Annotated in this window: 11 protein-coding genes; 2 read left to right on the top strand and 9 right to left on the bottom strand. The window is 38.7% G+C overall.

Going from position 1 to position 11,945, the window contains the following annotated elements:
• Window positions 1-18 precede the first annotated feature (18 nt).
• The 8 genes from ACWOEC_RS02485 to ACWOEC_RS02520 form a co-directional block, all read right to left on the bottom strand.
• A complete protein-coding gene (locus tag ACWOEC_RS02485; protein WP_455305901.1) occupies window positions 19-981 on the bottom strand; it encodes a beta-ketoacyl-ACP synthase III in 963 nt (320 codons plus the stop codon).
• A gap of 9 nt (window positions 982-990) precedes the next feature.
• On the bottom strand, window positions 991-1,431 hold the full coding sequence (fabT, locus tag ACWOEC_RS02490) for a fatty acid biosynthesis transcriptional regulator FabT (protein ID WP_455305710.1): 441 nt from the start codon (window positions 1,429-1,431) through the stop codon (window positions 991-993).
• A gap of 186 nt (window positions 1,432-1,617) precedes the next feature.
• Window positions 1,618-1,848, bottom strand: coding sequence for a YkuJ family protein (locus ACWOEC_RS02495; RefSeq protein ID WP_297079029.1), 231 nt, complete (start codon window positions 1,846-1,848; stop codon window positions 1,618-1,620).
• 89 nt (window positions 1,849-1,937) lie between these two features.
• On the bottom strand, window positions 1,938-2,810 hold the full coding sequence (locus ACWOEC_RS02500; RefSeq protein WP_455305712.1) for an NAD(P)-dependent oxidoreductase: 873 nt from the start codon (window positions 2,808-2,810) through the stop codon (window positions 1,938-1,940).
• A 66-nt stretch (window positions 2,811-2,876) separates the two neighbouring features.
• Window positions 2,877-4,109, bottom strand: a complete 1,233-nt coding sequence (locus ACWOEC_RS02505) for a glycosyltransferase family 4 protein (protein WP_455305714.1) — start codon at window positions 4,107-4,109, stop codon at window positions 2,877-2,879.
• An 18-nt stretch (window positions 4,110-4,127) separates the two neighbouring features.
• The gene (locus ACWOEC_RS02510) at window positions 4,128-5,165 is read right to left on the bottom strand and encodes a glycosyltransferase family 4 protein (RefSeq protein ID WP_455305716.1); all 1,038 of its coding nucleotides are present in this window, start codon (window positions 5,163-5,165) and stop codon (window positions 4,128-4,130) included.
• Between the two features lie 165 nt (window positions 5,166-5,330).
• Window positions 5,331-7,058 carry a phosphoenolpyruvate--protein phosphotransferase gene (ptsP, locus tag ACWOEC_RS02515; protein WP_297079021.1) on the bottom strand — a complete coding sequence of 576 codons (1,728 nt, stop codon included), beginning with the start codon at window positions 7,056-7,058 and terminating at the stop codon, window positions 5,331-5,333.
• Window positions 7,058-7,324 carry a phosphocarrier protein HPr gene (locus tag ACWOEC_RS02520; protein WP_297079019.1) on the bottom strand — a complete coding sequence of 89 codons (267 nt, stop codon included), beginning with the start codon at window positions 7,322-7,324 and terminating at the stop codon, window positions 7,058-7,060. Before ACWOEC_RS02520 ends, ptsP begins: the two co-directional genes overlap by 1 nt.
• 326 nt (window positions 7,325-7,650) lie before the next feature.
• Here ACWOEC_RS02520 and ACWOEC_RS02525 point away from each other — a divergent pair, with 326 nt between their 5' ends.
• Window positions 7,651-9,843 (top strand): AAA family ATPase, encoded by a 2,193-nt coding sequence (locus ACWOEC_RS02525; protein WP_455305719.1) that lies wholly within the window; start codon window positions 7,651-7,653, stop codon window positions 9,841-9,843.
• A 128-nt stretch (window positions 9,844-9,971) separates the two neighbouring features.
• Complete coding sequence (locus ACWOEC_RS02530; protein ID WP_297079014.1) at window positions 9,972-10,271, top strand: DUF1827 family protein; 300 nt, start codon at window positions 9,972-9,974, stop codon at window positions 10,269-10,271.
• Between the two features lie 38 nt (window positions 10,272-10,309).
• On the opposite strand, the gene ACWOEC_RS02535 is transcribed toward ACWOEC_RS02530, so the two are convergent.
• Window positions 10,310-11,890 carry a peptide chain release factor 3 gene (locus ACWOEC_RS02535; RefSeq protein WP_455305902.1) on the bottom strand — a complete coding sequence of 527 codons (1,581 nt, stop codon included), beginning with the start codon at window positions 11,888-11,890 and terminating at the stop codon, window positions 10,310-10,312.
• Window positions 11,891-11,945: the final 55 nt, after the last annotated feature.

An 11,945-nucleotide genomic window follows, 5' to 3' on the forward strand; every position in this document is an offset into this window, starting at 1 on the left:
TATTGTTTGTTTTATTTTTTATACTTCGAGTAATAAGTTACCCCAAGTTAATCCACCGCCAAAACCAGTCATCACTATTTTTTGTTGACTACCAAGCGTGATGGTGCCCACTTTGATTGCCTCATCCAATAATAATGGAATAGTCGCTGCCGATGTATTTCCATAATTTTGCATGTTTTGTAAAAAACGTTCTCTTGGTACTTTTAATTTACGTGCGAAAATATCTAAGATACGTGAATTGGCTTGATGCAATAAAAAGTAATCGACAGAAGCCAGTTGGTCACCTAGCATCGCCTTCGTCGAAGCCATTACTTCACGAGTTGCAAAATCAAAGATCGCACGGCCATTCATTTGTAACGGAGACAATTGTTTGGCTTGTTTTAATTGATTATCTGTTGTGACACAGCCAGAAGTCAACGCATCAAAACGTGTCCCATCTGAATGTAGGTCATCGATTAAAATCATTTTTTGCGTACTTGCTTTTAACACGATCCCACCAGCTCCATCACCAAACAACACTGCAGTTGAGCGATCTTGCCAGTCGATCATTTTTGATAATACTTCCCCACCGATAACTAATCCGCAGGTTGCTCCGCCTTGAATCAATTTGTCGGCAATCGACAAACCATAGACAAAACCAGAACACGCAACACTCATATCAAAAGCAAATGCTTTTGTTGCTCCTACCGCTCCTTGCACCATACTCGCCACAGAGGGAGTCTGAAAATCAGGTGACATGGTCGCTACAATAATAAAATCGAGAGCATCGGGTGTTAGATTTGCTTCATCAAGTAGTTTTTCGGCCACTTTTATACACAAATCAGAAGTATTTTCTGTTGTAGCAATATGGCGTTGCTTGATCCCAGTTCGAGAATAGATCCACTCGTCACTAGTATCCATTTTTTGCGCTAGATCATCATTTGTGACAATCTGTTCTGGTGTATAACTAGCACTCGCCACGATTCGTCCATATTTCGTCATTTCGTCCACTCACTTGTATTCTTGCAAAAATTTATGCAAGCTATCTAGCGCTTGTAATAACGCTGAAACTTCATCTTTATCCATTCCCTTTACGACAGAGCGAATCATTTCGCGGTGAAAATGTTGATGAACACGGTAAAGCAATTTTCCTTTTTTCGTCAAACCTAATTTAACCACACGTCGATCGTCTTCACTACGAATTCGTTCGACATATCCTTTTTTGACTAAACGATTGACGGCAATCGTAAGCGTACCTACTGTAACCGATAGTTCACGCGCAACTTCTGTGGTCGTTTTCTTTTTATACATGCCCACAGCTTCAATCGTATGCATTTCAGTGATCGACAAGTCATTAAATTGTGATTTTTTTAATTCTGACTCTTCAATGACCAAGATATCATTGAATACTTCAACTAGAAGATCATTAATTTGTTCAAAGTTTTCACTCATGACTTCGCCACCCGGATAGTTTGATTATCAAATGATTTGATAATCAAACTATAAATTACAGAAAGAGAAAATGCAAGTAGTTTTTTTATTTTTTCAGAAAGCAGCACAAAAAAACAGCTATTCTTTATTTTTTGATAAAAAAAAAGAAAACGAGTTCGCTTAGCTTGCTCATTTTCTTTTTTTCTTTTATTGAATTAAATCATAAATTTCCATTGCTACGATATCTACATTATCAAATTGATATGGTTGATTCGATGCAGCTTCTGTTAATTCAAATGTTTCAGTTGTGCGGTCATACGTTACCGTACACTTTTCAACGCCTTCTTTTTCAAAACGGCGTACTTGTACTTCATTATCTTGCGCTTCAATCATCGCTTCGAGACGTCTAATAATCGCGACTAATTGCGAACTTTTCATTCAGCAATCCTCCCTTTCCTCGTTTCTGTTACATTGTAACAGAATCAACGCTATCTTGCATTGATTTTGACAAAAAAATCAGCCATTTCTTATTTTTTTCCGTCTGGCCAATAGAGTTTAATGAGCGCTTGTGTCCCATCATTTTCAAAACCTTTGTCCACAAGCTGTTCGTAGAGGCTAGTTGCTAGAGCGGTAGCCGGTAATTCAAGTTTCATACGTTTGGCTTCATCTAGTGCAATTTTTAAATCTTTAATAAAATGCTTCACGAAAAATCCTGGTGTGTAATCTTCTTTTAAAATACGCGGACCGTAATTTAACATCGACCAGTTACTGGCACTCCCACCGCCTAATGTTTCAACGACTTTCTCCAAATCTAGATTTGCACGATTGGCATAGACTAACATTTCCGTCATTCCTGTCATCGTGCCCGCGATCATGATTTGATTGGCCATTTTTGTATGCTGACCTTTTCCTGCTGTTCCGTGGAGTTGATAAGTTTTTCCGATTTGTTTAAACAAAGGCAGCGCGCGTTCAAATGCCGATTGTTCGCCACCGACCATGATCGTCAAGGTCGCATTTTTCGCACCTAGATCACCACCAGACACAGGTGCATCCAAGCTTTGGGCACCAACTTTTTTGGCATTTTGCGCGATTTTTTCAGCTAGTTTGGGCGTACTCGTTGTAAAATCGATCAATAACTTTTCTGTAAGATCACTAGCAAAAATACCTTGTTCACCATAATAAATCTCTTCGACATCTTGTGGATATCCCACCATCGTACAAATAATCTCTGCTACTTGGCTGATTTTTTGCGGCGTTTCACACCAAATCGCACCGTTCGTAACGAGTTGATCTGTCTTTTCTTTTGTACGGTTGAAGACAAATAATTCGTGTCCTGCATCGAGTAAATGTTGTGCCATCGCTTGTCCCATAACGCCTGTTCCAATAAATCCAATCTTCATTTTCATCCCTCCAAAAATAAACACTACGCTATCAGTATACCACTGGTCACGTAGTGTTTCACATTATTATTCTCCGGATCGTTTCGAACTACTTAATTTAAACTTGATCTTTTTCATCGCGATTTCTTTAGTCTCTACAGTTCGTTCTTTTTGTTTTAACGCAATCATATCTTGATAAAAATGGATCATCGCTTGTCCGAATTGTTCTGCTGAAATTTCGTGTAATTTTCGTTGGCAAATTTCTGGCTGAGCTGGAAGTTTTCGTTTGATATAATCTAGCACCGTTTGGGAAAAATCCGCATCAGTAGCAAACGTCGTCCCTAAGCTTTCATCATCGATCAAATGATTTAAATAATCATTTCCTTCTACTATTAGTGGCAACCCAGCCGCCATCGCTTCGGTATACGTCAACCCTTGTGTTTCCGAGGTCGACGTGCTCACAAAATAATCTGCTGCATGATAATAAAGCGCAACTTCTTTGTTTGGAACCTCACCTACAAAAATAATCGAATCTTCAATACCATAAGTCGCAATGATCTCTTCTAAGTGGCTTTTATAAGGTCCATCACCAACGATCACGAGACGAATAAGCGGATTAGCGGCTAATATTTCGGGCATACCATGTAAGATTGCTTGAATATTTTTTTCATACGATAAGCGGCTTAACGACAACAACATAATATGCTGACTTGTCAGACCTAACGTTGTTCGAAGTTGTGTTTTCATAGATAGCGTAATATCTGGACGCTTAAACCGCTCAATCTCGATCCCTGTCGGAATGATCCGCATTGGAATGGAAACCCCATATTCACGCAATGTCTTGATCACACGTTCACTCGGGCAGACAACGCCAGTCGAATGATTGACAAATAGACGTGAAAAATATTTGACATGCGCTGGCCGTAAGACTTTTCCCTTTGCTACGTAATGTAAGTAATCTTCATACATCGTGTGATACGTATGGACTACCGGTATTTTCAATTTTTTCCCCACCATTTTCCCTAAAATACCAGTACCAAACTCAGTATGTGTATGAATCAGATCAAGTTGCAATTCTTTGGCGATCAAATACGCATACCACATCCCTCTAACTACGATTCGACGATCTTTAAATGAAACAAAAGGTACACTTGGCATGCGAATCACGCCTTCTTCAAACTTTGGTGCATGCGGATCAGTAGTCGTAAAAATATACACTTGGTGACCATTTGCTTCGAGCTGGTCTTTTAATGTTTTGATCGAAGTGGCCACACCACTAACTTGTGGAAAATAGGTGTCTGTAAAAAATCCAACCTTCAACTCTTCTCCCTCCGACTCTTAATTCGATTTACGGTATGTTTCCATCATTTTCGTATAGTACTCATACCAAATTTGCGCAACGTGTTCTTTGGAATAATAACGTGCGGCTTGTCGTGATTTTTCTTCAAAAGCATCCAATAATGCAGGCTCATCTTTGAAACGACGTAACGCTTCTTGCATATCTGATCGATCTTGGCATCCAATATAATAGTCTTTGATGACCGACTGATACAATTCTAATTCTCTAACCATCACCGGTGTTCCACAATTGAACGCTTCTAAAATGCTCATCGGAAACAATTCATTATAAGAAGGCAGTAGAAATACGTCACATAAATTATAATAGTCCACCAATTCCTCACGCTCGATGATCCCTGGAAAAATCAGGTTCTGAGGTGGGTGTTTATAGACTTTTTCATACTCTTCATAACCGTCTGTCATTTTACCAAAAGAAAAGCCACCGGCCCAGACAAAGATTATATCTGGATTATCTTTGGCCAGTTGAATAAAATCATCTAACCCTTTTCGTTTTTGGATTTGGCCTACACCTAAAACAATAAACTGCGTATCTGAAAAACCGTATTTTTGGCGCAATGCTTCTTTTTCGCTGGCTGTCTTTTCATAAAATACCGTATTGGATACAAAATTAGGGATATACGTGATTTTTTCTTCAGGACAGCCTGCTTTGACTAATTCTGGAATAAAACTAGGATTTACGACCACTAATTCATCCATTCGTCGATAAAAATCTAACACGTACCACTCAAATATCTTTTGAAAAGGTGCAAATAGTTCGATACTGCCTTTTAACGTCTCTGGCAAGAAATGAACATAGCCAATTCTTACGCCACGTTGCTTTTTAAAAAACGTAGATAAATAAAAAGGAAAATTTACGGTATGATAATGCGAAATATCGGCTTTATTCCAAGTATTGATGTTGATCAAAAATTCATTTTTAAAGCGTTCATTCAGCATATTGATCAATTCAATATATGCACTTCCTACTCCTTGTCCTTTTACTTTATCTGCTTTTGAAAACATTGTGATCTTAAGCATATGATTTCCTTCCTAATTTCAGGTTGATTCTCACACAAGGAGAATGCTCACTGTTCATTATAGCATAGCTCACTTGATTGTACGTAGGACTTATGAAGGATTCTTCGTGTTTTATGTAAAAAAAGAACGACTTTCTGTAAAGAAAGCCGCTCTTTTAACTTTGAATTAAGCCAAGTATTCCGCAACTAATGCTTCTACTTCTTCCATCGTATCACAATCGTTCAACGCACGATCTGCTAATTCTTTCATTTTGGTCGTATCTAAACGTTTCATTAAGCTACGCGTTTTCAAAATAGACGTTGCGCTCATTGAAAATTCGTCTAAACCAATTCCCATAAGTAGTGGAACTGCTGTTTGATCTCCAGCCATTTCTCCACACATACCAGCCCATTTACCTTCTTTATGCGCTGATTCCACAACGTGTTTGATCAGACGTAAGATTGAAGGATTGTATGGTTGATATAGGTAAGAAACGCGTTCGTTCATACGGTCCGCTGCCATAGTATATTGGATCAAATCATTTGTTCCAATACTAAAGAAGTCAACTTCTTTAGCAAATTTGTCTGCAATTACAGCTGCTGCTGGAATTTCGATCATGATCCCTACTTCGATGTGGTCTGCTACTGCAACACCTTCATCGATTAATTTTTGGCGCTCTTCGTTATAAAGAGCTTTCGCAGAACGAAACTCGCCCATTGTTGCGACCATTGGGAACATAATACGTAAATTACCGTGTACAGAAGCACGTAGCAGCGCACGTAATTGCGTACGGAACATGTCTTCACCTAAGCTAGACAAGCTGATACGTAGTGCGCGATATCCTAAGAAAGGATTCATCTCGTGTGGTAATGTCAAGTATGGTAACTCTTTATCCCCACCGATATCCATTGTACGTACCACAACCGGTTTACCGTCCATACCTTCTAATACCGCTTTGTAAGCTACATATTGATCTTCTTCAGTAGGAAAATCTGGAGAATCCATGTATAAGAATTCTGTACGATACAATCCCACTGCTTCAGCACCATTATTGTTTACACCTGTTAAATCTTTAGGTGTTCCAATATTTGCTGCAAGTTCAAAATGTTTGCCATCAGCTGTAACTGTTTTGGCATGTTTTAGTTTTTCCCACTCTGCTTTTTGCGCAGCGTAAGCGTCACCAGCAGCGATAAACTCTGCTTTTTGCTCTTCAGTAGGATCTAAGATCACATCACCTGTGATTCCGTTTACTGCAAGCATTTGATTTGCCGCAACTTTATCAGTGATCTCCATTGTTCCAACGATTGCCGGAATTTCTAAAGAACGAGCCATGATCGCAGAATGCGATGTACGGCCACCGATATCAGTTACAAACGCTTTAACAAAATTGCGATCTAGCTGAGCTGTATCACTAGGTGTTAAATCGTGTGCGACAACGATTACTTCTTCATTGATCATTGAAGGGTTTGGTAATGTTACTTGCAATAAGTGTGCTAACACGCGTTTTGTTACGTCGCGAATATCTGCAGCACGTTCTTGCATGTAAGCATTATCTTCCATTGCTTCGAACATCCCAATATACATATTCGTCACTTCAGTTAATGCTGATTCAGCATTGACTTTGTTATCTGAAATGTTTTGTTTGATTTGTCCAACCATCTCAGGATCGCTCAATACCATTAAGTGAGCATCAAACACTTGTGCTTCCGCTTCACCTAAAGTTTGTGCCGCTTTATCACGGATAAATTGTAATTCTTCAGTTGACTTTGATAAGGCATCATCCAAACGTTTTGCTTCAGCATCTGTATCGTCTACAGTTACTTTAGAAAACGATAAATCAGGTTGAACTAATAGGTACGCCTTTGCAACGGCAACGCCATCACTAGCTGCAATTCCTTTTAGCATATCAACCATTATTCAGATAAACCTTCCTTTTGCATAGTTTCAGCGATTGCAGCAATTGCGTCTGCTTCGTCTGCGCCTTCTGCAGTGATTGTAACGTCAGAACCTTGACCAACACCTAAAGACATAACGCCCATGATTGATTTCAAGTTTACAGATTTACCTTTGTATTCTAAGTTTACATCTGAGCTAAATTTGCTAGCTGTTTGTACTAATAATGTAGCTGGACGTGCGTGGATCCCTGTTTCAGCAACTACGTGAAATTCTTTCTTTTCCATAATTAATCAATCTCCTTTATTCAACGAATAATATTTTTGTTAGGGTTTTCGTAATTAAAAAAACGTTAACCCTTTCAATTGTTTAGATTACCATCTTTTGACTTATTAGACAACCGTTTTACTAAGATATTTATGATTTTTCCGCCCAAATTAAGAAAAAAGACAGAATATTTTTACATAATTTTTCAAATAAAAATTCGAAAAATGAGACAAATCCAAATACTTGCGTCTGTTCAAAAAATCAGTATAATAATTCTAAAGGTCAATATTGGTCAATCGTTTCTTTGACATTTATTGCGCCATTATTCATGAAAGGTTGTGAATCTATGCTTTGTCAAAACTGTGGTAAAAATGAAGCAACAATTCATTTATATGCAACGGTCAACGGGCAACGTACACAAATCGACTATTGTCAAAGTTGCTATCAAAAAATCAAACAACAACAAGGAGCACGTATGGCCCAACAAGATCCTTTTGGCTTTGGAAATTTAGATGATTTCTTTAAACAAATGTCACAACGAATGGAACAAGAAAACACTCAACAAACCCCACCTACACAATCAGGGTTCAATGGACAACCACCACGAAAAAATGGTCCTAAAGGATTATTAGAAGAATATGGAAGCAACATCACACAACTTGCACGTGATGGCCAGATCGATCCAGTCATTGGTCGTGATCGTGAAATCGCGCGTGTGATCGAGATCTTAAACCGTCGCAACAAAAATAATCCTGTTTTGATCGGTGAACCCGGTGTCGGGAAAACTGCTGTCGTTGAAGGATTGGCACAAAAAATCGTAAACAACGAAGTACCCCAAAAACTTTTAGATAAAGAAGTGATTCGACTTGACGTTGCTTCACTTGTTCAAGGAACTGGTATTCGTGGTCAATTTGAAGAACGTATGCAAAAACTGATGGATGAGATCAAGCAAAATGGTCAAGTGATCTTATTTATCGATGAAATCCATGAGATCGTTGGTGCTGGTGCAACAGGTGATGGCAATCTAGATGCAGGAAATATTTTAAAACCTGCTTTAGCGCGTGGTGAAATCCAATTAGTTGGTGCGACAACGCTAAATGAGTATCGGATCATCGAAAAAGATGCGGCTTTAGAACGCCGGATGCAACCTGTACGTGTCGATGAACCTTCTATAGAAGAAACGATCACGATATTAAAAGGGATTCAATCAAAATACGAAGATTACCATCATGTCAAATATACCGAAGAAGCGATTCGTGCTGCGGCAGAACTATCCAGTCGCTATATCCAAGATCGTTTTTTACCAGATAAGGCAATCGACTTACTTGATGAAACAGGTTCAAAAGAAAATCTAACGATCCAATTTGCTGATCCGAAAACGATCGAGAAAAAATTAGCGGATGCAGAAGAACAAAAACAAAAAGCTTCTAAAGAAGAAGACTTTGAAAAAGCTGCTTATTATCGTGATCAAATCAATCGATTGACAACATTAAAAGACCGTCAATTAGCGGATGAAGAAATTCCTGTCATTACTGAAAAAACGATGGAACAGTTGATCGAGTTACAGACCGGTATTCCAGTCGGCGAATTAAAAGAAAAAGAGCAAACACAATTGAAAAATCTAGCGGATGATTTGAAAAAACAAGTGATCGGCCAAGATGATGCTGTCGATAAGGTGGCAAAAGCGATCCGACGAAATCGCATCGGATTAGGCAAAAAAAATCGACCAATCGGTTCGTTTTTATTTGTCGGCCCAACTGGTGTTGGAAAAACCGAACTGGCGAAACAATTAGCTGATGAACTATTTGGTTCAACAGATGCAATGATCCGTTTTGACATGTCTGAATATATGGAAAAACATAGCATCTCAAAATTGATCGGTTCTCCTCCAGGATATGTTGGATATGAAGAAGCAGGACAATTAACGGAAAAAGTTCGTCGAAATCCCTACAGCTTGATCCTTTTAGATGAAATCGAAAAAGCGCATCCTGACGTGATGCATATGTTTTTACAAATTCTAGATGATGGTCGTTTGACAGATGCCAAAGGGCGTACGGTCAGCTTTAAAGATACGATCATTATTATGACAAGTAATGCAGGCACAGGTAACGTTGAAGCAAGTGTTGGTTTTGGTGCTAGTTTAGCTGGGACACAACGTTCGATTTTAAATCAGCTTCCAAACTACTTTACTCCAGAATTTTTAAATCGCTTTGACGGAATCATCGAGTTCAACGCCTTAACCAAAGAGATGCTCGTAACGATCGTTGATTTGATGTTGGACGAAGTCAATGACTTGCTACAAGCGCAACATTTGCATGTAGAGGTTCCATTGGAAGTCAAAGAAAAATTAGTCGATCTGGGCTATGATCCTAATATGGGTGCTAGACCCTTGCGTCGCACCATCCAAGATACGATCGAAGACAGTATCGCTGAGTTTTACCTAGATCATCCAAGTGTTACGCAACTTACGGCATATGTAACCGAAGATGGCGAGATCAAGATTGCGCAAAAAGATACTTCTTTAGACACTGAAGCATGATCTGCTTAAAAAGGCTAGAAAATCTAGCCTTTTTAAATCTTTTTCCTTCCCTTTTTCTAAATAAAAATTATAATAGTAATAGAATATAAGCGAATCATTTAGACACAATCAAAACGAGGTGAAGCGTAATGAAGTTAGTCAATGTAACGAATAGCCATTCGCGTCTGGTCATGCAGCAACTTGAAAGCACGGATGCCGAGATGGTGAAAGTCTATACGGCTGGTGATATCACCGTCGTCTATACTGTCGCACCAACGCATTATGAGATTTTATTGGTCAATGAAAAACGAGCAATTATGAAAAATGAAATTCGTGACATCAAAAATTATTTTTTCAAAAAAATGCCCTCGGCTACATTTGATCCAGAACATTTTACCATCATTGAAGAACCGCACTTGGTTGAACTTTCGATTCCTATACAAAAATAAAAACAGGCTCTTCTTTAAAGAAGAGCCTGTTTTTATTTTTATAGTAGTGTTTTTAGTTTAACCTCAGGATATTTTTCAGTAAACCAACGTTCAGCAAATTGATTTTCAAATAAAAATAGAGGTTGATCAAAACGATCTTTCGCTAAAATATTACGACTTGAGCTCATTCGTTCATCTAAGTCTTCTGGATCGATCCATCGTGCAATCTTATTGCCCATTGGTGTCATGATCACTTCTGAATTGTATTCATTTAGCATACGGTACTGGAAGACTTCAAATTGCAACTGTCCAACCGCACCAATAATGTATTCATCAGCTAAATAGGTTTTATATAATTGGATCGCACCTTCTTGAACTAGCTGATAGATCCCTTTATGGAAGGATTTTTGCTTCATTACGTTTTTAGCAGTAACTTTCATAAACAATTCTGGTGTAAATGAAGGTAATTCCTCGTATTCGACTTTTAGTTTCCCTTCTGTCAGTGTATCTCCGATTTGATACGTTCCGGTATCATATACCCCGATAATGTCTCCTGCTACAGCTTCTTCAATATTTTCACGAGCATCTGCCATAAATTGTGTCACGTTACTTAATTTTACTTTTTTCCCTGTACGTTGCAAGTTGACATCCATTCCACGCTCAAACGTTCCTGAACAGATTCTAACAAAGGCGATACGATCGCGATGGGCTGGATTCATATTGGCTTGGATCTTAAAGACAAATCCTGAAAAATCTTCTTCGTATGGACTAACTTCTTGTCCATCAACAGTTGGATGGCTATGTGGCGCTGGGGCAAACTGTAAAAAGGTTTCTAAAAATGTTTGCACACCAAAGTTTGTTAATGCCGAACCAAAGAATACTGGAGTTTGTTCACCACGTGTGATCTTCTCTACATCAAACTCATCTCCTGCTTCTTTTAATAGTTCCACTTCCTCTAGTACTTGTTGGTAGACACTATTTTCGGTCAGCTTATGCGTTGACGGCAATTCACCATTTTCATCAAGTGCCACTAAGCGATCACCATCATAATTTTCAGGACGATACAATTCCACGCGGTCGTTAAAGATATCATAAAGACCTTCCATTCCTTTTCCCATCCCGATCGGCCAGTTCATCGGATACGATTCGATATTTAATAAGTCTTCTAATTCTTCTAGTAATTCAAGTGGTTCACGACCATCACGGTCCAATTTATTGATAAAGGTAAAAATCGGGATTCCACGTTTTTTGACAACTTGGAATAATTTTTTCGTTTGTGCTTCGATCCCTTTTGCGCTATCGATCACCATGACCGCACTATCGACAGCCATCAAGGTACGATACGTATCTTCTGAAAAATCTTCATGCCCAGGAGTATCCAAAATATTCACTCGTTTGTTTTGATAATCAAATTGCATCACTGAGCTGGTTACCGAGATCCCACGTTGTTTCTCGATTTCCATCCAGTCTGATTTTGCAAAATTACCGGTCTTTTTTCCTTTTACGGTACCAGCTTGACGAATCGCGCCACCAAATAATAATAATTGCTCTGTAATTGTCGTTTTCCCAGCATCCGGATGGGAAATAATCGCAAAAGTGCGGCGACTGTCGACTTGTTCATGTAAGTTTGGGTTTTTCATATAGGTTTTACTCAAAAAATGAGTACAATCCTCCTTTTTTTACTCGATCTAATTG

The sequence above is a fragment of the Enterococcus bulliens genome, from assembly GCF_053761865.1.